Origin of the sequence: Nannocystis sp., assembly GCF_016714285.1 — a bacterium.
GTDB lineage: Bacteria > Myxococcota_A > Polyangia > Nannocystales > Nannocystaceae > Nannocystis.
In genome coordinates, this window is sequence record NZ_JADJNN010000018.1 from 1 (window position 1) to 21,988 (window position 21,988).

The 21,988-nt window shown below is 70.4% G+C and carries 24 protein-coding genes and 1 pseudogene; 1 reads left to right on the forward strand and 24 read right to left on the reverse strand.

Annotation, left to right across the window (positions count from 1 at the left end):
• Window positions 1-684: 684 nt before the first annotated feature.
• The 5 genes from IPJ59_RS26180 to IPJ59_RS26200 all read right to left on the reverse strand — a co-directional run bounded on the left by IPJ59_RS26180 (window position 685) and on the right by IPJ59_RS26200 (window position 3,149).
• Entirely contained in the window at window positions 685-849 is a 165-nt protein-coding gene (locus tag IPJ59_RS26180) for a hypothetical protein (RefSeq protein ID WP_293273796.1), read from the reverse strand.
• Window positions 850-907: 58 nt separating this feature from the next.
• Window positions 908-1,105, reverse strand: coding sequence for a hypothetical protein (locus IPJ59_RS26185; protein ID WP_293273797.1), 198 nt, complete (start codon window positions 1,103-1,105; stop codon window positions 908-910).
• Between the two features lie 87 nt (window positions 1,106-1,192).
• Window positions 1,193-1,693 (reverse strand): hypothetical protein, encoded by a 501-nt coding sequence (locus IPJ59_RS26190; protein ID WP_293273798.1) that lies wholly within the window; start codon window positions 1,691-1,693, stop codon window positions 1,193-1,195.
• A gap of 329 nt (window positions 1,694-2,022) precedes the next feature.
• Window positions 2,023-2,223, reverse strand: a complete 201-nt coding sequence (locus tag IPJ59_RS26195) for a hypothetical protein (RefSeq protein WP_293273799.1) — start codon at window positions 2,221-2,223, stop codon at window positions 2,023-2,025.
• 62 nt (window positions 2,224-2,285) lie between these two features.
• Window positions 2,286-3,149, reverse strand: coding sequence for a cysteine desulfurase family protein (locus tag IPJ59_RS26200; protein WP_293273800.1), 864 nt, complete (start codon window positions 3,147-3,149; stop codon window positions 2,286-2,288).
• A gap of 71 nt (window positions 3,150-3,220) precedes the next feature.
• On the opposite strand from IPJ59_RS26200, the pseudogene IPJ59_RS38130 reads away from it, so the two are divergent.
• Window positions 3,221-4,452: pseudogene (locus IPJ59_RS38130) on the forward strand (MFS transporter).
• Window positions 4,453-4,513: 61 nt separating this feature from the next.
• Here IPJ59_RS38130 and IPJ59_RS26225 read toward each other — a convergent pair.
• The 19 genes from IPJ59_RS26225 to IPJ59_RS26315 all read right to left on the reverse strand — a co-directional run.
• Window positions 4,514-5,602: a tyrosine-type recombinase/integrase gene (locus IPJ59_RS26225; protein WP_293273805.1), complete on the reverse strand. Its 1,089-nt coding sequence runs from the start codon at window positions 5,600-5,602 to the stop codon at window positions 4,514-4,516.
• Window positions 5,599-5,769: a helix-turn-helix domain-containing protein gene (locus IPJ59_RS26230; protein ID WP_293273806.1), complete on the reverse strand. Its 171-nt coding sequence runs from the start codon at window positions 5,767-5,769 to the stop codon at window positions 5,599-5,601. The genes IPJ59_RS26225 and IPJ59_RS26230 overlap by 4 nt, the downstream gene beginning before the upstream one ends.
• A gap of 212 nt (window positions 5,770-5,981) precedes the next feature.
• Entirely contained in the window at window positions 5,982-6,560 is a 579-nt protein-coding gene (locus IPJ59_RS26235; RefSeq protein ID WP_293273807.1) for a class I SAM-dependent methyltransferase, read from the reverse strand.
• A 121-nt stretch (window positions 6,561-6,681) separates the two neighbouring features.
• Window positions 6,682-7,386, reverse strand: coding sequence for a hypothetical protein (locus IPJ59_RS26240; RefSeq protein ID WP_293273808.1), 705 nt, complete (start codon window positions 7,384-7,386; stop codon window positions 6,682-6,684).
• Window positions 7,383-8,033 carry an SDH family Clp fold serine proteinase gene (locus IPJ59_RS26245; RefSeq protein ID WP_293273809.1) on the reverse strand — a complete coding sequence of 217 codons (651 nt, stop codon included), beginning with the start codon at window positions 8,031-8,033 and terminating at the stop codon, window positions 7,383-7,385. Before IPJ59_RS26245 ends, IPJ59_RS26240 begins: the two co-directional genes overlap by 4 nt.
• A 26-nt stretch (window positions 8,034-8,059) precedes the next feature.
• Window positions 8,060-8,908: a hypothetical protein gene (locus IPJ59_RS26250; protein WP_293273810.1), complete on the reverse strand. Its 849-nt coding sequence runs from the start codon at window positions 8,906-8,908 to the stop codon at window positions 8,060-8,062.
• Window positions 8,901-10,385, reverse strand: a complete 1,485-nt coding sequence (locus IPJ59_RS26255; protein WP_293273811.1) for a hypothetical protein — start codon at window positions 10,383-10,385, stop codon at window positions 8,901-8,903. The genes IPJ59_RS26250 and IPJ59_RS26255 overlap by 8 nt, the downstream gene beginning before the upstream one ends.
• A gap of 10 nt (window positions 10,386-10,395) precedes the next feature.
• Entirely contained in the window at window positions 10,396-10,674 is a 279-nt protein-coding gene (locus IPJ59_RS26260) for a hypothetical protein (protein WP_293273812.1), read from the reverse strand.
• The gene (locus IPJ59_RS26265; protein WP_293273813.1) at window positions 10,664-10,846 is read right to left on the reverse strand and encodes a hypothetical protein; all 183 of its coding nucleotides are present in this window, start codon (window positions 10,844-10,846) and stop codon (window positions 10,664-10,666) included. Before IPJ59_RS26265 ends, IPJ59_RS26260 begins: the two co-directional genes overlap by 11 nt.
• Complete coding sequence (locus tag IPJ59_RS26270; RefSeq protein WP_293273814.1) at window positions 10,843-11,745, reverse strand: M23 family metallopeptidase; 903 nt, start codon at window positions 11,743-11,745, stop codon at window positions 10,843-10,845. The genes IPJ59_RS26265 and IPJ59_RS26270 overlap by 4 nt, the downstream gene beginning before the upstream one ends.
• A gap of 2 nt (window positions 11,746-11,747) precedes the next feature.
• Entirely contained in the window at window positions 11,748-12,452 is a 705-nt protein-coding gene (locus tag IPJ59_RS26275) for a hypothetical protein (protein WP_293273815.1), read from the reverse strand.
• A 189-nt stretch (window positions 12,453-12,641) separates the two neighbouring features.
• Entirely contained in the window at window positions 12,642-16,544 is a 3,903-nt protein-coding gene (locus IPJ59_RS26280; RefSeq protein ID WP_293273816.1) for an SNF2-related protein, read from the reverse strand.
• The gene (locus IPJ59_RS26285; protein ID WP_293273817.1) at window positions 16,525-17,085 is read right to left on the reverse strand and encodes a hypothetical protein; all 561 of its coding nucleotides are present in this window, start codon (window positions 17,083-17,085) and stop codon (window positions 16,525-16,527) included. The genes IPJ59_RS26280 and IPJ59_RS26285 overlap by 20 nt, the downstream gene beginning before the upstream one ends.
• A gap of 52 nt (window positions 17,086-17,137) precedes the next feature.
• A complete protein-coding gene (locus IPJ59_RS26290) occupies window positions 17,138-17,923 on the reverse strand; it encodes an Eco57I restriction-modification methylase domain-containing protein (protein WP_293273818.1) in 786 nt (261 codons plus the stop codon).
• The gene (locus IPJ59_RS26295) at window positions 17,842-18,345 is read right to left on the reverse strand and encodes a hypothetical protein (RefSeq protein ID WP_293273819.1); all 504 of its coding nucleotides are present in this window, start codon (window positions 18,343-18,345) and stop codon (window positions 17,842-17,844) included. Before IPJ59_RS26295 ends, IPJ59_RS26290 begins: the two co-directional genes overlap by 82 nt.
• Complete coding sequence (locus IPJ59_RS26300) at window positions 18,342-19,526, reverse strand: hypothetical protein (RefSeq protein WP_293273820.1); 1,185 nt, start codon at window positions 19,524-19,526, stop codon at window positions 18,342-18,344. Before IPJ59_RS26300 ends, IPJ59_RS26295 begins: the two co-directional genes overlap by 4 nt.
• Window positions 19,527-19,531: 5 nt before the next feature.
• Window positions 19,532-20,560, reverse strand: a complete 1,029-nt coding sequence (locus tag IPJ59_RS26305) for a hypothetical protein (RefSeq protein WP_293273821.1) — start codon at window positions 20,558-20,560, stop codon at window positions 19,532-19,534.
• A 253-nt stretch (window positions 20,561-20,813) separates the two neighbouring features.
• Window positions 20,814-21,584, reverse strand: a complete 771-nt coding sequence (locus tag IPJ59_RS26310) for a hypothetical protein (RefSeq protein WP_293273822.1) — start codon at window positions 21,582-21,584, stop codon at window positions 20,814-20,816.
• Window positions 21,581-21,988: hypothetical protein (locus IPJ59_RS26315; RefSeq protein ID WP_293273823.1), on the reverse strand; the 408-nt coding region annotated here is incomplete at its 5' end. The genes IPJ59_RS26310 and IPJ59_RS26315, both read right to left, overlap by 4 nt.

The window sequence follows — 21,988 nt, forward strand, 5'->3', positions numbered from 1 at the left end:
GGGGGCCCAGGCGGTCGAGCTGCACGATCACGTCAGCGCGCTCGCTCGGGCCGCCGCTACGCGCCGCCACGGACCAGCGCGTCCTCCATCTCGCGCAGGTCGGCGAAAGGCCTGCGCCGGGGCCTCGACATCGGCCGCCGTAAGATCGGCACCGTCCACGGCAGGACAGCGCGTGCGAGCGACGCTCGCGGCGCAAGCGGCGTAGTCCGCGTCGCGCGTCGGGTCGAAGGACAGGCCAGCGCGGCGCGGGCGGGCTGTTCGCGACCCTACCCGTATCGCATCCCCGACGCGGCCAGCCAGCGCCGTCACCCAGGCGAATCGGGCGGGCCACGCAGGCTTACCACCCGCGCGAAGCGCTCGATGAGCGCCTCGACGATCTCCGCCAGCGGCGGCGGGCTCGCTGTCGGGGCGCACGCCACGCCGGGCGTCGCCAGCCCTCCGGGACCGGCGTGCCCGGCAGCCCGGCTCCGCTGCGAGCCCGTCCGCGGGCGTGCAGGCCCGCGTGTTCGGCGGCGGCGACGGAAATCCGGGTGCTTGTTCGTGTACCACTCGCCGCCGGTGATCTGGCCGTTTGGCGTCGGCTCAGGTCGTAGAGATACCGGGCCGTGCGCGGCTTGTCACACGCCGGGCTGTCCATTGAGCGCGTGCCTCGGGTTGGTCTCGGTGACCACAGGAGAGCCATCATCACGCCCGGCGACCGCGGCCGCCGCCGATCCGCAGTGGGCGGCGGAAGTAGTCCCGGGTGTACGCCGTGCGCTCACGGTCGCCGCGGCCAGTCAGGACGTAGCGCCGAGTCTGCAGGTTGAACAGCACATAGCGATAGCCGTGGATCGGCTGATTCCACCTCATAGTCGAAGGTGGCGTCGATGACCCGCTGCGGCAGCAGACGCCGTCTGATTGACCACCGCTAGGTGGAAGGTCCCCGGGTTGGTGTCCGACAGCGCTCGGAGACCAGCCGACCGGAGGCGTCGACCGCCGGCTTCTTGTCGTTGCAGCGGCCGCCGACGAAGCGCGAGACGGTGTCCGCGTTGGCCCGCGGCAGCGTCCCGAGCGCCTTGATATCGGACGGATAGAAGCGCAGCCGGGTGCGGCCGTCGGCGGCCACACATCGACCGCGCGCTGCGGCCGCGGCAGGCAATACGAGGCGGGCGCCCAGCCGTGGCAGATGCCCATCCACGGCTCGACCTCACCGTTATGATCGTGATAGTATTTGCCCTCGGCCCCACATCCGCTGGGTCAGGCCCATCGCGGTGTCGCCGACCAGGATGTCATACTTCTCCGCGGGCGAGAGCAGGTCGATCGCCCGGCGTCGCGCGGGCGACGATGTCGCGCGCCGGGTGGCGCTGGATATAGTCGTAGTTCTCCTGCCAGTCGTCCGCGCCGGGGAAGTTCTGGTCGGCGTAGCGCTTGCCGAGGACCCCGGGTGGTAGAGCGCCCAGTGGTCGTCGGACCACGGCGACTCGTCGAGGCGGGCGGCGCTGAGGTCGGCGGCGGCCTGCATCGCCGCGAGCGTGCGGTGCTCGAGGCGATCGACGAGCAGATCGGCGCGGTCGGCCTCGGCGCAGGGCGCCCGCCCGGGCAGGATGTCCCCGAGCCGGATGAGCACGCCGTGGTCGAGCATGGACAGCGCCTTGCGGGACTGGTCGCGGCCCGAGATATCGCGGCCCGCGCGGAGGTCCCACGGCGAGAACACGGTCTCGGTGCCGACGGGCTGACCGTCGAAGCGTCGAACTTGGTCGGACGGCGATTGAGCGCCTCGACCGGGTCGCGGTCGAAGTCTTTGAGCATGGCATCGACGATCTCTTGCATGACGCGGGAGCAGTCGAGAGCAAGATACGTACCACGGTAATCGACGGGATCTGGCCGGTCGCCAGGCCGCGACGGCCCAGAACTTGCGCTGCGGCGCACGCTGCGCGAACGGGACCCACCCCGCGGTGTCGACCACCTCGCGCATACGCGCAGACGAGGCGGCCAGCCGCCGCCTCACCGCGATCAGCGTGAGCGCGGCCAGCGGCTGCATGGTCAGCGACCGCCACGCACGCGCCAGCGCCAGCGCGGCTCCGTCGATATCCTGCTCGCTGGTACCTGGCCCGAGGACAGGCGCAGCGCGCCGCGGGCCTCGTGCTCCGCCACGCCCATCGCCAGCAACACCGCCGGCGCCTGGCCGTGGCCGGCGTGGCAGGCCGAGCCGGTCGACGCCGCGAGCTCCCGAGCGCGCGCCAACAGTGCTCCCGCTGACCCCGGGAAGCGCAGGTGCAACGTGGTTGGCCAGGCAGCTCGCCGGCTCACCGTGCCGGCGCAGGCCGGGGACCGCCTCCGCCAGAGCTCGCCACAGGCGCTCGCGCTGGCCCAGGAAGCGGAGCGATGCGCTCGCCCAGCTCGCGTCGCGCCACCTCGCAAGCGACGCCGAGCCCGACGATGCTGGCCACATTCGGTGCCCGGCCGCAGGCCCCGCTCCGTGATTCGCCCCGAGCAGCAGCGGCGCGAGGCGTGACGCACGGGCCGACGTAGAGCGCCCCGACCCCCTTGGGCGCGCCGAGCTTGTGCCCGGCGATCGAGAGCAGGTCCACGCCCAGCGCCGCGACCTCGACGGGGTGCTTGCCGACCGACTGCGCCGTGTCGAGGTGGATCCACGCGCCGCGGGCGTGGGCCAGGCGAGCCGCCGCCGCCGCCGCCAGGATCACCCCGGTCTCGTTGTGTGCGTGGATCAGCGTGACGAGGGCCGTGTCGTCGCCGATCGCCGCCGCCAGCTCGTCCTCGCGGACCTGCCCGTCGGCGCCCAGGCCCACGCGCGTGACGGCGACCCCCTGTCCTTCGAGCCAGGTGCACGGAGCCGCGGTGGCCGGGTGCTCGGCGACGCTGGTGACGAGGTGCCGGCGATCGCCGCGGACGCTCATCACCCCGCGGATCGCAAGGTTGTTGGCCTCGGTCCCGCCCGAGCAGAAGATCAGCTGATCCGGCGCCGCGCCAACCAACATTGCGACCTGGGCTCGCGCCAGCTCCACCGCCGCCCGGGCCCGGCGCCCGAAGGCGTGCCCGCTCGTGGGGTTGCCGAAGTGCTCGCGCAAGTACGGCAGCATCGCCGCGAGCACCTCCGGCAGCACCGGCGTGCTCGCATTGTGATCGAGGTAGATGCTCGTATCGGTCATCGCGGGCCGCGAGCCTACACGGCCGCCGTCACCGCGTCATCACCGCGTGGCGACCTGGTACCAAGGAGGCGATGCGCGACCCCGGAGCCGCCACGAATCGCGCCACCTACCTCGCCGTGTTGGTGGCGGCGCTCGGCTACTTCGTCGACATCTACGACCTGATCCTGTTCAGCGTCATCCGCATGAAGAGCCTCGGCGAGCTCGGTCTGTCCGGCGAGGCGCTCACCACCCAGGGCCTGCGTCTGCTCGACATGCAGATGTACGGCATGCTGCTCGGCGGGATCTTGTGGGGCGTGCTGGGCGACAAGCGCGGCCGCCTGTCCGTGCTGTTCGGGTCGATCTTGCTGTACTCGCTGGCCAACATCCTCAACGGCATGGTCAGCGACGTCGACACCTACGCGTGGCTGCGCCTGGTCGCCGGGCGTCGGCCTCGCGGGTGAGCCTCGGCGCTGGCATCACCCTCGTCGCCGAGCTGATGTCGATCCAGGGCCGCGGCTACGGCACCATGGTGGTCGCCGGGCGTCGTCGGCCTCATGGGGCATCGCCGCCGGCCTGCTCGGCGACGCCCTGCACTGGCGCACCGCCTACTACGTCGGCGGCGGCATGGGCCTCCTGCTGCTCGCCCTGCGCATCGGCGTGCACGAGTCCGGCATGTTCGCCGGCCTCCAGCACGCGGCGGTGTCCGCCGCGGCGATTTCTTCCAGCTGTTCACCGACCTCGGTCGCCTGCGCCGCTACCTCGCCGTGATCCTCAGCGGCCTGCCGATCTGGTTCGTGTTCGCGATCCTCGTCTCACTCGCCCCCGAGATGGGCGCCGCGCTCGGCCTCGACCCGGCCCCGAACGCCGCCTACGCCGTGCTCTGGGCCTACGTCGGCATCGCCCTCGGCGACCTCGCCAGCGGCACCCTGAGCCAGCTGCTGCGGTCGCGCCGCAAGGTCATGGCACTGTTCATCGGCCTCACCGCCGTGACTCGGCCTCTACCTCGGCCTCGGCGGCCGCTCGCTCGCCACCTTCTATGCCACCTGCGCCGGCGTCGGCCTGGCCAGCGGCTACTGGGCGGTGTTCGTCACCACCGCCTCGGAACAATCCGGCACCAACCTGCGTGCCACCGCTGACCACCGCGCCGAACTTCGTGCGCGGCGCGGTGCCCCTGCTCACCGCCGGATTCCAGGCGCTGAAGCCGGAGCTCGGCGTGCCCGGTGCGGCCCTCGGCGTCGGCGTCGCGTGCCTCAGCGTCGCCCTGCTGAGCGTGTGGCAGCTCGAGGAGACCTTCGGCCGCGACCTCGACTTCGTCGAGGAGTAGAGATAATGGCGATTAATCGTGTAGTTTCAGCATGTTAACGGAGTGCGGCTGCGCGCCTCCATCAGCTCTCCAGCGCAGAGAGCGCGCGGCTGCTCGCGCCGCGACGATCGATGTACCGGCTGGCGGTCTGCAGGTCCTTGTGCCGGAGGTGCGCAGCCACGGCCGCGACCCCGCCACCGCCATCGGCGATGCGCGTCCCACAGGTCTTGCGAAGGACGTGGGTGCCATGCCACGGCACCTTCGCCAACGTCACCAGTTCCCGCATCCAGTCGACGAGCTCCGTCTCATGGAAGTGGTTGCCGCGGCCGTTGGCGAGGACGAAGCGCCCCCGATCGTGACGCCCCGCCTGCAGCGCCGCGGATAGCCGTGCAGTCATCGAGATCTCGTCCTCGCTGCGGCCCTTGGTCAGGTCGAGCATGCCCCGGACGATGTTGTGCCGCACGATCATGGTGCCGCGCTTGGAGTCGAGGTCCGTCCAGTGCAGCCCGAGCATCTCGCCGCGCCGCAACCCGGCATCCAGGCCGAGCAGCAGCATCACCGTGTAGCGGGAGCCGAGCGAGCTGGCGGCGTTCAGCAGCGCCGCCTGTTCGTCAGCGTCGTAGGCGATGACCGCCTTGCGGATCCGGCGGGGCATTTCTACCTTGACCGGTGCCTGGGTGATGATCCCCTGCCCCACCGCCACGTTGAGGACCCGTCGCAGCGTCTTGAGCACCTCGCACATCGTGTTGTGCGCCTTGTGGACCAGCGACGACTTGATCGCGGTGAGGTCCGCGGGCGTCACCGCATTCATGCGACGCCGGCCGATCAACGGATTCAGGTGTAGCCGCAGATTGACCTCGTAGCCCAGCCGCGTGTTGATCCCCAGGCGGTTGGCCTTGCACAGATCGAGGAATGTCACCGCGAACTCCTCGAAGGTCGGCACGCGGGGCTTCTCGGGCTCCCTCGTAGGTTCTGGCGCGGGGGCGGGCTCCGGGACCAGGAGCTGCATGAGCATCTCCTGCTCGAGGACGCGGGCCCACCGCTCGGCGTTGGACTTGCCCGCGACCGGGGCCTTGACCCGCTTGCGCAGGACCCGGCCGCTGGGACCTGTGACGATGATGTCGGCTTCAAACTCATTCTTCGTTCCCTTCCACGGGCGCAGCTTGATCATGAGAGACCTCCTGCGCTCGCCTTGTTCGCCGAGAGCCATTGTGCAATGACTCGGGGGTCGCAGCGAAGGCTTCGTCCGATGCGAAGGACCCCGGGTATCTGTCCACGGGCGACCCGGGAGTACACACCGCTACTGCTCGTGGCGAGCAATAGCGCCAGGTCTTGCACCGTGAGCAGCGGCGGCGGCAGCGATGGCTGCTGCGCGAGCTCACAGGTGCATCGGCGCCATCTCCGGAGATCGGCCTAAGCCTGTCCCTTGGGTCATGTCGTCTCCCACGTGGCGTAGTGTAAGGAAAGGAGCTCTCCAAAAGGCACGTCCCAACTTCATCGATGTGTGCAGGTCCGCGTCGCCAGGCAGCCGACCCGCGGGTCCCGGTCGTTCATGTGGCCCGTTCAGGCCAGAGGGCGAGCACGATCAAGCCGGTGAGGCCGCCGATGCTGGCCAGCTTGCGTGAGGTCGTGATCGGCGTCATGGCAACCTCCTTGCCGTCGGTCACGCCAGACCACCGTGCGCCCGGATACAAGGCGGCGGTGAAGCTCCCTCGGTCCACGAAGACGAGGAAGAGGTTCTCGGATGACCCCGCCATCCGATAGAGCTCCCGCAACGCCGCGCTGGGGTCCGCGACGTACTCGAGCACGCACGAAACATAGACGACGGCCGAGTCGTCCGCGACGCCTGGGACTGGTCCCTGCGTCAGATCGGCGGCCTGCATCACGCGACACTGGGGGCAGCCACGGAGATCGACGCACAGATCGCCGCAGCCGTAGGCGCGGGCGAGGCGAGTGTGAGCGCCCGCGTCAGGATCGCCGACAACGACCAGCGGGCGGCCGAGCTCGACCGCCCGCCGGGCAGCGGCGTCGTAGACCTGCCGGCGAGTCTCGAACCGGCGAAGGGCCAGGCCGGTCTCGACGGCGACCGCTCCTCCAAGGACCAGGCGTGCGATGGTACGTGCTCTCATAGTGTCCCCCGCTCATATCTGCGGCCGCTGCATAGTCGGCCATGCTCGAAGCGGCGGAGCGCCATGCCACCCTGGGTGAGTAGGGCGCCCCCGAGGGCCAAACGCGCGAGGGTCAGGCGCATCATGGTGATTTCCGCTTTCTCTCGCTGGTCGTGTTCGGCGTGGGTTGCTTGAGGTTCAGTGCGGCCTTGCGGGCTTCCCTCCACGTGGCGTAGGCGTATTTCACGAGTTGCTCTTTGGTGTCCGGGTAGAGGTCGAGGACGTCGCGGATGTGCAGGAGCTTTTCCTCGGCCCGATCGAGATCCGCGAACAGGTGGTTCAGCGTGCCCTTGCGATCGGGGTGGATGGTGAGCCCGCCCCTCCAGTCGCGCACCGCCACCACGTGACCGCCAGCAACGACGACCAGCGCCGGGCGCTCCAGGAGCAGCGGCACGGCGTCCCAGCCCGCGTCGCGCAGGAAGATCGCCTCGGTGCGGGTGTCGGCGTATTCGACGGCGAAGTTGTGGATCACCGAACGCTCGCTGTAGCCTCCGACGAATTGGTCGTCCACGCGGCGCAGGAGCTGGGCCATGACCTCCTTGTCGGTCTGGGCGTCCAGGCGCCGCTGGGCGGTCGTGAGGGCGTCGTATGCGAGGAAATCGGGCTTGTACGCCGGGCGCTCGCCGCCTCGGGCTCGCCGATGCGCCAGGGTGTCGGCGATCAGCGTCTCGACCTGCGCCCGGTGACGGCGAATGAACCCGTCGACGTAGGCCAGTGTGAACGGCGGCGCCAAGGAGGCGCGCCAGCGCTCGAGGAACGTGTCGATCGCTGCGAAGGGGTCGGTCACCACGCCCGCCCCCGGTAGCGGTCGACCAGTGCGGCCCACTTGCTCGCGGCGGGTGTCACCGCGAGCCCCACGGCTTCGACCTCGGGCCGCTGAATTGGCCACTCGTGTGGCGCGTGCTCGCCGATGAACAGGTCCATGGCGGGGCCCAGGCGCTCCTCGGGCAGATGCTTGCGCAGGGCGCCGCGTACATATTTGCGCATGGACACGTCGTACTCGTGCGCGAGCGCAGCGATGCTGGGCTTATCCTTGACCTCGGCCAAATGCTTGACCCTCTGCCCCATGATCTGCGGATCGACCGCGGACAGCGAGGCGCGTCCACCCATCTCGAGGCGCATGGCGCTCAGGGCGATCAGCGTACCGCCGGAGATCGCCATGTACGGGACGACGGCGGTGGAATCGCGGAACTGCCTCAGCGCGTTGGCGATCAGCACGCAGGCGGTGACGCAGCCCCCGAGGGTGTGCAGGACGATCGTCACGCGATCGTCGGGGAGGTGCTCCATCACGGCGAGCACGCCCTCGGCCATCTCGATGTCGATGAAGGGCGTGACGATCGGGATGATGCCGGTGAGGCGCTGTGTCCTCGCCAGGTTGCGACGGCTCAGGTAGCCGGCGCCCACCAGTGCGCCGGCGGCGAGGCCGGTGAGCATGAGAGTCCTGCGCATGGTCATTTCCTTCACGCGGCGGGGGCGGGTTGTGAGGTTCTATTCGCCGCCGCGAGCACGACCGTGGTGGCACCGATGGCGCCGATACCGGCGAGGACATACGGCGCCCACTTGAGCAGGGTGGCGATGCCCTTCGCGGCATCGTTGGCGCCCTCGGCGATGTTGCCGGCGACGGTCTCGGTCGCCGTGTAGAGCTGGGCGAGCGGGTTGTCGCGGAGGAAGTCAACGTTCCAGGTGCGGACCGCGTTCGCCCAGCTGAGGCGGTCCCACATGGGGTCGTCGTCGGGGTCGTCGTAGATTCCGCCGTCGTGGGTCGGGCCCTGGTTGTCGATCAGGAGCATCACGGGCGGCAGTCCGCCGTTTAGCGGGAGGACGAGCGGCCAGGGCTCGCGAAACCAGTTCGGGCCGCGAGAACGGGCGAGGTCGAGATACTGGTTGCGGGCCTCGCCGGTCGCGCCGTTGAAGGCGTCCGAGATCAGGGCGCGGGCGAGCTCGTCGAGCGGAGGGCGATCCGCGGGGGCGATGAATTGCAGGGTGGCGAGGCGCGCGCGAAGGTCTCGTGCCGGGTTCGAGAGGGCCGACTCGAGGGCGTGGCGGGCCGCCGGCGGTTTGCCGTCGTCGGTTCGCAGGTGCCACTTTGGGTGCATTTGGGACAGGAGGCCCTCCTGCTGGATCTGGGCGCCCCAGCGGGCCACCTTGTCGGCGTTGGCCCTGTCGATTCCCTCCGGGGTCGCCGAGCTGTAGACCGCGTTGAGGATGAGCAGCGCCTCCCACTTGCGGGCGTCGAGCGCCTCCACGGGCAGAATCGAGAGCTCGTAGACCTTCTTGGCGAGGACGGCGATATCCTTGTTGTCAGACATCGTCGTCGTCCTCCTGGTCGTCGGGCATTTCGAGGGCGGTGAGTGGGGCGAGGCGGCGACGATGCATGGGGTCCTCGTCCTCGTCAGCGAGAGCCGCGATGTCGTCGTCCGAGTCGTCCTCCAGAGCTTCCTGCAATCGGGCGCGTTCGGCGGCCTCACTTCGGGTCCGGGGCGGCCGCGCACTGGGCCGGGCGCTGGGCTGGTTGGCGGCTGTCGGCGCGGTCGCCGAGGATGCGGGCGCGTTGGGTCCGACCCGTCCCACCGCGAGCTCGATGTGTGGCGATACTGTTGACACGACGCGTTCGCTCTGCGGTGAGGGGGCGGACGCGATGGGATCGACGTGCGGTGATTCGGCGGCGGGTTCGACACGTGGCGGCGGCGTGAAGGTGGGCCGGATCGGGAGCTGGCTTTGCTGGAACTTGTGGGCGGCCGCGACGGCCAGCATGCCCACGGTATGTCCGAGGTCCGCGACGATCGTGGTCAGCGCAGAGAGCTGGTCCGCTACGTCCGCGTTCGCCTCGCGCTGCAAACTCGCCTGCTCGAGGAGCCCCGCTCGAAGTTCGCCTGTGCCGCCTGCGATCGCGTGCGAGTCAGCGTGGTGTTGCTGGGCTGCACGGGCCAGCTCTGCGCGGTGCTCGGCGAGGACCTCGCGGAGCAACTGCACCGTGCGAGCGGCGTCCGCCTCCCGCTGGGCGCGAAGCTCGTCACGATGCTCGCGGAGCATCTGGGTCGTGCGGGCGATGTCTGCCTCGCCCTGGGCGTGCAGCCCGTCTCGGTGCTCGCGCAGCAGCGACTCCATGGCCGCGCGATGATCGGCGTTCGCCTTCTCGAGGCGCTGGACGTCCGCCTGTGCGCGGGCGTTGAGCAGTGCGGTGATTGACACAACACTCGGCGGTTCCTGGACCTGCACAACGTCTTGCGGCGGGTCGTGGATCGGCCTGCGAGGTGTCGTGGTCGAGGGCTCCGTCGCGGCCACGGGCTCCGGCGCCGGAGGATGGCCCCCATAGATCAGGCCGAGGCGCGGCGGTGGCATCGGCGGCGGGAGCTTTAGCGTCGCGGCGGTCGGTGCGGGGGTGGTCGCGCGCTGGGGTGGCCGGGTCTCCTCGGAGGGAGCCGGCGCGCCCGGGGGCGTCACGGGCGGAGGGCTTACCGTCGACGCCGGGGTCGATGGGACCGAGGGGACGCCGAAGAGGCCGCTCAGGTTCCCAAACAGCGGCACCACGCGATCGCCCACGGCGACGGCTGCCTGCGGCTCGGGCGAGCCTGTGGCCTGCTCGTCGATATGGGTGAGGGGCGCGGGACGGGGCGGACTCGACGTCACGCGCTCCTCGGGCGCCGCGCGTACCTCGGTCGTCGATGCGGGCGCGACCGCCTGCTCGCGTTGACGACGATGCGCCCGCAGGCTCTGGAAGGCGCACAGGCCCCCGTGCAGACGCGAGATCATGACCTCATAGTTGAAACCTGTCTGTCCGGACATGTGCATCCTTTCAGGCGCGGCGACGGATGCCGCGCAGGCCGACCGCGGAGCGCTCGGCGACGATGGTGTAGGTGCCAGGGTTGATGATGACGAGGGGCGCCCGCGGGGTGGTATGCAGGCAGTAGCTGGCCGGCTCGCCTGCGCGTTGTCGGGTGATCTGCAGGCAGCCGCGCAGGAGCACGAAGGCCACGCACTCGCCGGGCTCGATGACCTCCACGCAGAACTCGCCGCGGGCCATGACCAGCGCGCCGAGTCGCATGTTGCGGGCGGTGGCGAACTCAAACTCCATGGTGGTCTCCGCGGGCGAGCTGGCGCTCATGGGCGTGCACGGTGCCGAGCGCGTAGCCGACTGCGAGGCCGACGAGCATCGCTGCGGCGCTGCTGATCACGAGTGCGAGGGTTCGGCGGCCGCCAGGTTCGGCGGCCTTGCCCGAGCTCGGCGGGAGGGGCTGCGCACTCATGGGGCGGTCTCCTCGGCAGCGGGCCGGCGCCGGCGCAGGGTGACGGCGATGGCGGCCGTCAGACTGGCGACAACGACACCCGCGATGACACCGCCGACGATGCGCGAGCGGACGGGTACGTCGCTCGCGGGGGTGCTGGGGTCCGCTCCCTCGGCCGGGCACTTTCCCGAAGTGCAGGTGGGCTGGAGGGCCTTCTGGATCGCGTCCTCCGTGACGGGGCCCCACTTCCCATCGGCCTCGACGCCGAGGGCGGCCTGGGCCTTCTTGAGCGCCGCCGTGGCGGCGTCGTTCCACGGGGCCGCGACGTCGCCGGTGTAATGCCCGAGGTCCTTGAGCGCCTGGAGCCGCTGGCGCGTCTGCAGCAGCGAGGCGTTGGCGCCGACCATGCGCTCGATGTAGTTGATCGGGTTGAGCAGACCCTCGGGCGCCGGGTCTTCCTTCCACCAGCGGGAGTTCGCGGTGCGGTCGGGCGTGGCCGCGTAGGTCTCGAAGTGCAGCATGCCGTAGCTGCCGACGATGCGGCCGAGCTTCTCGCCCCGGCGAACGCGGCCGCCGGTCGTCAGGCCGAACTCCTTGTGCGAGCCAGCGATGACGCCGCCCAGCACGAGGAAGAGGTTCGAGTCCGTGCGCAGAAAGATCGCCCGGGTGCCGTCGGTCCAGCCCTTGTCGAGGCCGACGATCAGCGAGTCCTCAGGCGCGATGACCACGGCGCCCTGCGGCGCGTTGGTGAGGTCGACGCCGGCATGCCAGCGCTCGCACTTGTCCTGCGCGCAGCCCCACGGTCGACCGCCGCCGAGGCTCCACGTCGCGAACTTCGGCGTCACCGAGGGCAAGGGCCACACGGGGTCCTTGCCGCCCTCGGCCATCGGAATGCTCTCCCAGCCGGCGAATCGGGCCATGATCAATTCTCCTCCCCCAGGTCGGTCTCGTCCTCGGGCGTGACCGCGAGTTTGGCGGGCACGATGCTCTGCTGTCCGGCGGCGCAGCTCTGGGCGATCTGCGCCGCCGCGATGGCGATGCGCCGCATCGCAGCGTGGATGCGCTCCGCGGCGACGGCGGTCTTGCCTGCAATCAACATTCGGCGCGCCGCGTCGTGGTAGCCCTTGGCCTGCTCGAACGCTCGCAGCGCGGCGGCCTGCTCCTTGCCCTGGCAGCGCTGGGTGTCGATCAGCACGCCGGTCAAGAACAGCAGGTGACGCACATCCTCGAGCAGCTTTGGCGCGGCGTGAAGGGCCTGCTCGAGCTCAGCGAGGCGGTCGTGGAGTTGCTCGATGAAGAGGGCCTGGCGCTCGTGGAGCAGATAGACCTCGGCGCCCGGGCGAGCCTTGCCGTCGATCGGGATGACCTTGCACGCTGCGTCATCACAGTTCCCGAGCGTCACCTTGACGGTGCGCAGGCGATAGCGCCGGCCGGTGGCCTCCTCGCGGACCAGGACGATGCTGGACGCCGTGACCTTCGACCAGGTGATCGCGCGTTTGTCGACCTTCGTCTCGTCGCCGTCGCGCAAGATCTTGACGAGGGGCACCGAGACATCGGCGGCGGTCCAGATGCGATCGAGGATCTCGGTGACGGATGCGTACGCGAGCACGGCCGCGTCTTGCAGCACGTCCGCCACGGAGAACAGCCCCTGGTCGCTGAGCCAGGTCGCCGCCTCCTCCGGCGAAGGCGGCGCTCGGGGCGGACAGGTCTTGCAAGGCCACAGCCAGCGCGCGCAGCGGGTCCTGGCGCGTGGTGTCCTTGGCGTGCACGGGGTCCATGTCGAACGCGCCGAAGCCCTGGCGCTCGAGCATGCGGATCAGCGGCTGGAGCGACGACTCGGCGTCGGGCGGCGGCTCCTTGTCGGTCGCGGCCTCGAGGGCCTGCTCGTCCGCGAGGGCCCGCTCCAGGCGCTCGAGGATCTCGTCCTGCTCGGTGGGGCGCAGGCGAGTGGAGATCCACCGCACGCGCTCGACGGTCGAGTCCTCGACGTCAATCGCCGCGAGCACTTCATCGCTGCCCTCACGGGCAGCACGAAGAACAGCAGGCCTTGACCGCGATTCCCCTCGACATGCAGGCGGGGGCCCGGCTCGGCGTTGAAGCGCGAGGCGATGCGCTCGCCTCGGATCAGCGGCTCCGCGCGGAGCATCGCGTGCGCCGCCGGAGCAGTGGCCTTGGCGGCCTTCCGGGTCTTGCGGGGCGCGGGCTTCTCTGCGGGCGCGGGGTCTTCCACGGGCGTCGGCTCCGGCGCAGTGCTGGGCTGCTCCGCGCTGGCGGGCGCGTCGTCGCGGGGCGCTTCCTGCGAGGACTCGGCCCCGCCCTGGGGGCCGAGCAGGCCGCGCGGGAACTTGCGGGCCCAGTACGCCGATCCGACCTCGCGCAGCTCGCCGAACTTGAGGCCGCTGCCGGGCGCGAGCTCGAGGAAGCGCTGCCAGCCGGCGAGGTGCGGTGCGAGCAACTCGCCGCTGCGCAGCTGCTCCCCGGACGCGAGGGTCAGCGTGCCGCCGACGACGAGCGGGTATGCCTGCTCCGCGGTCGAGCGGGCGAGGCCCTCGCGGACCTGCTTCTCGACGCGCGGCCACCAGCGGGTGAGCCATGCGTCGCTCGCCCCGAGCCACTCGAGCTCGTCGTAGCTCGCCACATTCTTGCCCAGCACAGACTCGATGTGGGCCTCAAGCACGGTTTGCAGCTCGGCCTCATCCTCATCCGGCCAGGCAGCGCCGGCCTCGACATCGGCGGGTTGCAGCTCGAGGCTGCGCAGCGCCTCGTCGCCCTGCATCTCCCACACAGGGGCCCCGTGCGCGCGTCGGCCGATGCGGCGCTCACCCTCCCCTCGCAGGACGCGCCCGAACTCGTGGTAGCGGACAAATCCCGGCTTGCCCCGGCCGATGCGCAGCCCCTCGAATACGGGCGCCGACGTGGCCGAGGGCACCATCATTTCGACCTCGCGCGCACGCTCGGCGAGCCGCGCCCACGGCCACGCCGCCGCATCGATACGCTTCAGGTCCGCCAGGCGCTCGTCGCCCTCGGCCCGCAGACGCGCGGCCCGATCGGTGTCGGTGGTCTCGCGGGCGTCGCGGTAGCGGGCATCGGCCTGGATGAGCAGGTTGGCGGCCTCGCGGGCGACCTTGTGGCGAGCCTCGGCGCGAATGGTCTCGCGGCGGGCGTCGAGGGCCCGCTGCGTGGCCTCGGGGTCGCGCGAGATCATCAGCAGGATCTCCTCGTCGGAGAGGGCCTGCTGCGCGCCGGGGTTGCTGGTGTCGCGCGCCTGACTGGCGAGCACGTCACCGAGCCACGCGCGCTTGCCCTGGATCAACGTGTAGCGATACCAGTCCATCGAGCGATCGGACAGGTAGTAGTAAATCGAGACCACCGGCAGCTCGTTGCCCTGGCGCACGGCCCGGCCGTTGCGCTGCTCGAGGTCCGCGGGGGTCCACGGCAGATCGAGGTGGTGGATCGCGCAGGTACGGACCTGCAGATCGATGCCCTCGTAGGCGACCGAGTTGGCGATGATCACGTCGTACTTCGGCGGCACGCGCTGGCTGCTGCCGCTGGCGCAGGAGCCGGGCGCGGCCGGCTCGGTGGTGATGCCGTTGAACTCGCGGGCGATGCGGATGCGATCGGCGGACTGGGTCTCGACCGCGTTGAGAATGGCGATACGCTCGCGCGGCACCTTGTGGGCGACCAGCACCTCGCGCATCCACAGGTGCACCGCGGTCGGCTCGCAGAAGATGATGTGCCCGCAGCCCGCGCTCGCGGCCACGCGCTCGGCGCAAGCGGCCAGCTTGGGCGAGGCGTAGTCCGCGGGGTGGACGGAGCTCAGCGCCGCGCCGTACTCGACGCCACCGTCCAGCTTGGCGTGCAGGGCGACCAGGGAGAGGCGCGCGAGCAGGCCGAGGATCTTGTTCTGGCTGCTGCCCTGCACCTGGGACTGCTGGAGCGCCCGCTCGAGCTTGCGGACCAGCTCGCCATAGCGGTCCTCCTGCTCCGGGCCGAGCGGCACCCGGACCTGCTCGCTGCGCGGCTCGGGCAGGGTCAGGCCGACCTCGGCGCCGCTGCGAAATTCACCGTAGCGCTTGATGATCGTGCGCAGGTCGTCGAGATTTTTGAAGCCGTCGACGACGCTGCGCATCGACACCTTGAGGGTCATGTCGATGATCTCGCGGCTCTCGATGCGCAGGAAGCGGTCGATGAACTGCTCGGGGTCCATCAGGCCGCGGCTGGAGAACGCGTGCGGGTCGATGAGCTGGATGAGGTTGTAGAACTCGAGCGGCGAGTTCTTGGCCGGCGTCGCGGTCAGCAGGACGATGCCGGAGCCGCCCGTGCGCTGGCGGACGGCCGCGGCGCGGAAGTCGAGCTGCCAGGCGCGCTTGCTGCCGTCGCCGCTGCTGCCCATGAATTTGGGCAGGCCGTGCTCGCGGGCCTCGGGCTTGTAGCTGTTCTTGAACGAGGCGGCCTCGTCGACGACCAGCATGTCGATGCCGATGTCGTCCCAGGCGATGCCAGGGTCGAACTTGTGGCCCTCCGGTAGCTCGAGCATTTCTTCCACGAAGGCGCGCACGCCGTGCTTGAGGATCGCCTTGTCGCGCTCGGACAGGTCCTCGACCTTCTTCTTGGCGGCGTTGCGCTGGCGCAGCTTGACCTGGCGCTGCAGGCTCTCGACGGACTTGACGTAGTCGAGCAGCGCCTCCTGGTTCATCTTGGTCCGGCCGAGCGCGTCGTAGCTCAGGACCACCACGTCGAAGAGGCCGGCCTGGAAGGCGCTCCACTTCTCGGCGCGCTCCTCGGGGGTGTCGGTCTCGGAGGTGATGAAGCCCTTGCGCTTGCCGCGGCTGATCTGCTTGCGCTTGCTGCCGATGACCTGGACCCGGTAATCGGGCAGTACGCATAGAAAGTCGTCGTGCCACTTCCAGACCAGCGAACTCGGCACGAGCACGACGGGGCGGCGGACCCAGCCCTCCTGCCGAGCTGCTGAGATGACGCCAATGGCGGTGTATGTCTTGCCGACGCCGACGTCGAAGGCGATGAGGCCGCCGCGCATGTCGAGCACGCGCAGGATGCCGGCGATCTGGTGGGCCTTGAGCTGCGGGCCGCTCTCGTTCCACCGAGCGATGTCCAGCGCGCCGCCGTCGTAGGTCGGGATGACGATGCCGCGAAAGGCACGGTTGTACGCGGCGCGCACCGTGGCCTGGCGGCCCTCGTCGGCGCGGACCCAGGCGGCGAAGCGGCGATCCCAGTGGCGCCCGAGCAGCAGGCGGACCTGGCCCAGGTCCTCCTCCTCGTCCTCTTCGTCGTCGTCGCCCGCATCGGCCGGCGCGGCGGACTGGCCGGTCGCGGCCTCGTCCTCCTCGACCAGCTTCTGGATCTCCGCCTCGCTGAGATCGGGCTTGAACAGGGTGAAGTCGTGGTTCATCCAGCCGATGCACCACAGGGTCTCGGGCGTCAGCGCGGCCGTGGTGCCGAGCTTCGCGTAGTCGCTGCCCTCGGGCTGGATCGTGCCGCCCGTGCGCGTGAGCTCGATCGCGCCGTAGCGGCGATTGAGTGTGTCGGAGAGCCAGGCGGAGACCAGCGCCGGCGGGACCCAGCCCTGACGCGGCGAGATGTCGCGGATGTCCTCGAACACCGCGAGGTTCATCGCGCCCTCGAGGCGGCGCAGCTGCACCGCGGCCTGCGGGTCGGTGGCAGCGCGCGCGGCGGCGCGGTCATACTTCGGCCACAGCATGCCGCCGAGGTAGGCGCGCGAGGGGACCAGCTCGTCCCAGGCGTCGCCGTCGAGGTTCCACTCGGCGGCGAGCAGCTGGCGCGAGCATGTCGGTGCGATCGAGGAGGCCGCCCTGGGCGCGGTGGAACGCCTCGAGCTCGGCGATCGTCAGGTGGCGCCGCGAGCGGTGGAGGTGCTCGGCCTGGGCGAGCACGTCGCCCGGCTGGGCGCGAAACTTCGGCTGGATCTTCGGCCGCTCGGCGAGGGCCGGGGCGAGCTCGCCGTTCTTCTGGTAGGCGGACAGCAGGCGCTGGGCCAGCGCGCGGCGCTCGGCCAGGGCGCGCAGCTCGGGCCAGCGCCACGGGTTGCCGTCGTGGGCCCGCAGCGCGGGCACGTGCTGCAGGTTTCGCAGGGCCTCGGACAGCTCGGGCCACAGGCCGGTCGCGCGCGGGTCCTCGGCGGCGACCAGCGCGAGGTAGCGATCGACGCGGCGGCCGAGCTCGAGCGCCTGGCGCAGGTCGTCGCTGGTGTCGTCCTGCTCCTCGCCCATGTCGCGCGTCACGGTCGTGACCGGCGTAACCTCGAATGTCGGCAGGTTGGTGATGGCGCAGCTCTCAGGCAGACCGGCCGCGGGGTGAACGCGGGAAGCCGGTGAAGTCGCCGACCACGGCGTAGCGCCGACGCTTCTTCGGTGATGACTTGTCGCCGTCCTCCTGGACCTCGGCGCCTAGGATATGCTCGGCGTTCTCCTTGAAATAGTCGCCCTCGAGGATGAAGGCGTCGCGCGGGTCGACCTCGCGGAGCTCCCCGCCGCGGGCGCGCCACACCAGCACGTCCACGACATTGTGCGCACCCGGAAACAGGTCCTTGCCCGTGGCGCCCTCGCTCGGGAGGCGAAACGCGACCTCGAGGTGGTGGCGCAGCAGTACCCGCTCGCGCAGCTTGCGATTCTGCGAGCCGCTCAGGAAGCCGGCGGGGACCACGAAGACGCCGAGGCCGCGCGGGACCAGCAGGTCGAGGCAGCGCCGCATGAAATAGGCGTAGGAGGCCCGGTCCTGGTAGTCCGGGTGCTTGTCCTGGAGGGCGAACTCGCCGCGCTGGCCGTAGGGCGGGTTGGCGACGACGAGGCCGAGGGTGCCCTGGTAGCGCGCGGCGTGCTCGCTCATCCACCGCTCGAGCGACATCGAGAACAGCTCGACGTCGGGGCGCATCGCCGCGAACATCTTGGCGCTGACCTCGGAGAGCTCGACCGCGGTCCAGCGGGTCTCCTTGTAGCGCGGGTCGGTGACCAGGCAGCGCGGCGGGCCCATCTCGCGGATCAAGCGGCCAATGCCGACGCTGGGCTCGAAGGCTCGCACGATGCCGTCGTGGCCGGCGAGCGCGGCGAGCAGTGGACACACCAGATCCGCGATGGCCTCCGCGACCGAGGAGGCGTGAAATACTCGTGGGCCAGCGCGAAGTCGCTGGGGACCATGCCGGGCGGGAACTGATCCATCACCGCCTCGATCGACAGGCCGCCCCAGCCGCTGTAGCCGAGCACGGCGCGGCGCTCGTCGGCGCTCATGTCCTGCGGGCGGCGCGTGGCGACGATGCGCATCGCCTCGAGGTTGCGGCGCGTGCGGCTGGCCTTCGTCATCGACTCGGGCGGCAGCGCCTGGTCACGCCGGGCCTGGCGCCGCTCGAACCACGCGCCGACGATGCTCTCGAGCGTCGGCCGCATGCGCACCACGAAGGCGTCGAAGTACGCGGGTGGGATGCCGGGCGGCAGCGAGGCGCGCCAGAACGGCAGGAACTTCTCGAAAGCCTGGGCGGCGGGGGTCATGCAGCCTCCTTGCGGGCCTGGGCGCCGACCGCGATCGTGGCTTCGAGGGGGCTGAGCTCGGCGATGTCGAGGACGGCCTCCGCCTCGGCCTCAGCGAGCCGATGCGGCTGCTGGGCGAGCAGGACATCGCGTTCGAGTTGCAGGAAGAATCGGTCGGTGAGCGGCTCGTGCGGGTTGCGGGCGTGGCTGTCCGCGATGGCCTGCGCAAGCGAGTTCAGCACGGTCGTGCCGACGGTGCGCAGCTCCTTCTGCTCGCGCAGGAGCGTGGCGAGCGCGGCCGGCTGCTCCGCGGCCGGGGCGGGCTTGCGGCGCAGCTGCCATTGTCGGCACATCGGGCAGCGCAGGTTGGTGCCGAGCCGGTACGGGCAGCGCTCGCAGGTGCCATTGCGAGGGGCGAGCTCGGCGGCGAACTCCCACGCGCTCGCGCCCGGGGTGTGCTTCGAGGGCTGTGCCGGCAGGGCCGAGCCCTTGCGCTTGGCCTGGTCGGCGAGGCGCAGGGCGAGTTGCAGGATCTCGGTGAGCATGAGGGTGCGCTGGCGATCGAGGGTGAGGCCCCAGGTCGACGTGAATGCGCCCTTGCGCAGGTCGAGGAGCACGATCCAGTCGTTGGCGGCGAGGTCCGGGAAGCGCAGGATCGAGGCGATGCATTCGTGGTAGCGGCCGGTCACCCATTCGGGCGCGGCGTGCTGGGCGGGATAGATGGCGATCGCGGTGCTCGTCACCATGCGAGGGGCGACGGTGCCGAGGGTCTCGCTGACGATGAGGCGCTCGAGGAGGGACTGCGGCTCGTGGTCGTGCGCCGGAGGGGTCGCCCCGCACGCGCCGCCGACCGCACACGAGCCGCAGCACGCCCTGGCCGGCGCCGTCGTCATGGCGCCGCTCGGCCATTGCTCCCACTCTCCGCTGGCCACATCGGCGGCTCCGGCGAGCTTGCGCAGGCGGGCGCCGATGTCCTGGTCCTGGCTCTGGCCCTGGCAGCGGTAGAGCTCGCCAGTCTGGCCGGGCAGCGCGAGGCCGCTGGCGGGCACGCAGCGCACCAGGCCCGCCGGGGCGAGGATCTGGTAGCCGCCCTGCATCGGCTCGACGGTCATCCGCCGCGCGATCGTCTGCAGGAGGGCGGTGTCGAGGTACCAGTGCTTGCCCACGCGGTAGAGGCGGCCGTTGGCTTCGGAGGTCGACATGAGGGTCACTCGCCCTTTCGCTCATTCGCGTCGACGGCGTCGAGGTCGGCGAGCGCCCGCTTCAGCGATTCGGTGAGCTGATTGTCCATCTCTGCGTTCGGCGCGATCGGGTCCGGGGCCGGCTCGTCGCGGTGCTTCTGCTCCTTCTTCTTGCGCGCCTCGAACTTGGCGACCTCCCGCTCCAGAGACTTCGAGAGCCGCTCCTGCGCCTCCGCTTCGCTGAGCGGCGGGACGGAGCCCTGGCTGTTGCGTCGCGCCTCGGCGAACGCCGGCTCCAAGCGCTCGTTCGCGGAGTCCTGCTGCGCCGGGGTGCCGCAATACAGGCGCGCCAGCTCCAGGCTGAGGTGGCTCGGCGGGGGCTCCGGGGGATCTTCCTGCGCCCGCTTGTTGGCGAGGTTCATCATATCCTCGGCGGCGCCGCAGCCGAGTCGGTCGTATCGCCCGTCGTCCCACTCGAAGAACAGCGCGTAGGTATCGGCGCCCGCGTGCAGGATCTTGAAGGCGCCCTTGCCGAAGCGCGAGATGAGGCCGCTGCGGCCGGAGTCGGTGGTCTCGTCCCAGCCGAGGTCGCCGACCTTGCCGGCGCGCCGGCCTTTCGCGCGTCGCATCATTGCCTGCATCTTCCGCAGCGCCGCCACGTCGTCGGCCGCGATGGTCTCCTCGTCCACGTACTGGCTGCGGAGGATCGGCGAAGCCATGATCTCCTGGAGCGCCTCGGGCTCCGTCACCCGCGCCACCTTGCGTTCTTTGCGGGGCTTTTTCTCGATGGGCGGCTCCGCGGCGACCGGGACGGCGTCGTCGCCTGGCGGTGTGGATGCTTCGGTCGGCGTCGAGTCCGATGGTTCGGCGTCCTGCGGCGTGGATGGCTCGCTCGGTTCGGTCGGTTCGCGGGGGACCGCGTCTCCGCGTAGCTTGCCGGGCCACAGCGACCCGAGCTCGAGCGGGACCTCGACGACGTCGCCGGTCTCTCGATCGCGCATGCGCACCATCCAGTTGTTCGCGCGGATCTCGTCGATGATATAACGCTTCGCCATTGCTCTACCTCCATGCCTCAATGTCGCGCCGCGCCAATGTGCGCGGATTAGCCAAATGCGATGTCAGTGCGCTGCAGCTGCGCGTCGACTTCGCGCGACGCCGACCGCAACGCCGATAGTCGTCACCAGGGCAGTGCCCCCGAGTACGACCGGTCCAAGCCAGCTCCTCCCGGTCCTTTCGTCGCCGGGGGTCGGATCGAAGGGCAGCCCGCCCTGGAGCGGCCTGGGTGGCCCGACTGGCGGATCCTTGGCATCAAGGGGCTGGGTCGCCGCCTTGGAGCCTGCGATCTTCATTGACGCCGCGGCGCGCTGGGCCGCAGTCGTCGGCACGCCCGGCGTCGCGGAGCGCGTCCGCGTACTCGGGGTCCACCGCACGTACGGTCTCGTACTCGACCTGCATGCGCGCCGGGTGCGTCAGCAGGCGCTTTCGCATCTCGACGCAATGCGCCTGCAGCGATTTGTCGGCGAATGCCGCGTAGGCCGGGCGGTCGCCAACCGCGAATGGGCGGACGTAGGCGCAGTCGAGGCTGCGAGACAGACGTCGTCGCTGGAGCTGCGCGACCGCCTGCACCGCGGGGGTGATGATCGCGTCGTCGGCCCGGCGGTACTTCGACAGGAGCAGGTCGCCCGGCGGCCACGGGACGCAGATGCGGCCCTCTTGCCCCGCGAAGGGCGACAGCGGCGGGGCGATGAACTCGCCGGTCTTCGCGTCGCGCGTCCACCGACGCGCCATGTCGCCGCTGGTGACGAGTTGACCCTTGACCATGGCGTCGGTGTACATGCAGGTCGTACGTGACTTCGGCGTCGCCAGGGCGCCCGTCTTGAAGGTCGCCGGCGTGACCAGCGGGACCGCCTCCCAGTCGGTCCCGGCGGGGCTGACGATGCCCGAGGCGTTCGCGCCGAGGCGCCACTCGCCGAGGACCTCGCGGGCGAGGTAGGGCAACAAGTAATCGCCGTAGCCCTGCTCCATGGCGGAGGTGTAGAGGGCGCTAAACCAGTCCCGCCACATGGACTCGAGCTTCACGCAGTCGACCTTGTAGGCGTCCGGGCCACCAGCGGCGATCTGCTGCCAGGTGGTGCCGGCGAGCTGCTGCAGCGCGGGGAAGAAGTCGCCAGTCTGCGTGAAGTCGCCGTTCTGCTGGATGATAGTGCCGTCGTTGTAGAAGCGTAGATCGATGTCGGGTCGCTGCGGGCGGGGCGGTACTGCAAGAGCCCCGCGACGCGGAAAGTGCCAGGCAGGCAGCCGTACATGCCGTTGTAGGCGACAGTCTTGTTCGTGAAGGGCGCGAGGACCTGGCCCAGCACGGTCTTCGGATCGTTCTTGTCCACGCCGTCCAGAAGCTTCCACGAGATCGCGTCGGTTGGCGGGGCGAACATCGGGGTCCAGTCGACGCCGGCCGCGTCGACCTTGATGAAGGTGCGGACCCA

Excerpts from the sequence above, each read along its gene's own strand:
- IPJ59_RS26300 (WP_293273820.1), bottom strand. The coding sequence starts at position 19,526 with ATGTCGACCTCCGAAGCCAACGGCCGCCTCTACCGCGTGGGCAAGCAC.
- IPJ59_RS26255 (WP_293273811.1), bottom strand. The coding sequence starts at position 10,385 with ATGTCCGGACAGACAGGTTTCAACTATGAGGTCATGATCTCGCGTCTG.
- IPJ59_RS26260 (WP_293273812.1), bottom strand. The coding sequence starts at position 10,674 with ATGGAGTTTGAGTTCGCCACCGCCCGCAACATGCGACTCGGCGCGCTG.
- IPJ59_RS26200 (WP_293273800.1), bottom strand. The coding sequence starts at position 3,149 with ATGACCGATACGAGCATCTACCTCGATCACAATGCGAGCACGCCGGTG.
- IPJ59_RS26265 (WP_293273813.1), bottom strand. The coding sequence starts at position 10,846 with ATGAGTGCGCAGCCCCTCCCGCCGAGCTCGGGCAAGGCCGCCGAACCT.
- IPJ59_RS26270 (WP_293273814.1), bottom strand. The coding sequence starts at position 11,745 with ATGGCCCGATTCGCCGGCTGGGAGAGCATTCCGATGGCCGAGGGCGGC.
- IPJ59_RS26245 (WP_293273809.1), bottom strand. The coding sequence starts at position 8,033 with ATGCTCACCGGCCTCGCCGCCGGCGCACTGGTGGGCGCCGGCTACCTG.
- IPJ59_RS26180 (WP_293273796.1), bottom strand. The coding sequence starts at position 849 with ATGAGGTGGAATCAGCCGATCCACGGCTATCGCTATGTGCTGTTCAAC.
- IPJ59_RS26305 (WP_293273821.1), bottom strand. The coding sequence starts at position 20,560 with ATGGCGAAGCGTTATATCATCGACGAGATCCGCGCGAACAACTGGATG.
- IPJ59_RS26280 (WP_293273816.1), bottom strand. The coding sequence starts at position 16,544 with ATGCTGTGGCCGAAGTATGACCGCGCCGCCGCGCGCGCTGCCACCGAC.
- IPJ59_RS26235 (WP_293273807.1), bottom strand. The coding sequence starts at position 6,560 with ATGAGAGCACGTACCATCGCACGCCTGGTCCTTGGAGGAGCGGTCGCC.
- IPJ59_RS26225 (WP_293273805.1), bottom strand. The coding sequence starts at position 5,602 with ATGATCAAGCTGCGCCCGTGGAAGGGAACGAAGAATGAGTTTGAAGCC.
- IPJ59_RS26295 (WP_293273819.1), bottom strand. The coding sequence starts at position 18,345 with ATGACCCCCGCCGCCCAGGCTTTCGAGAAGTTCCTGCCGTTCTGGCGC.
- IPJ59_RS26250 (WP_293273810.1), bottom strand. The coding sequence starts at position 8,908 with ATGTCTGACAACAAGGATATCGCCGTCCTCGCCAAGAAGGTCTACGAG.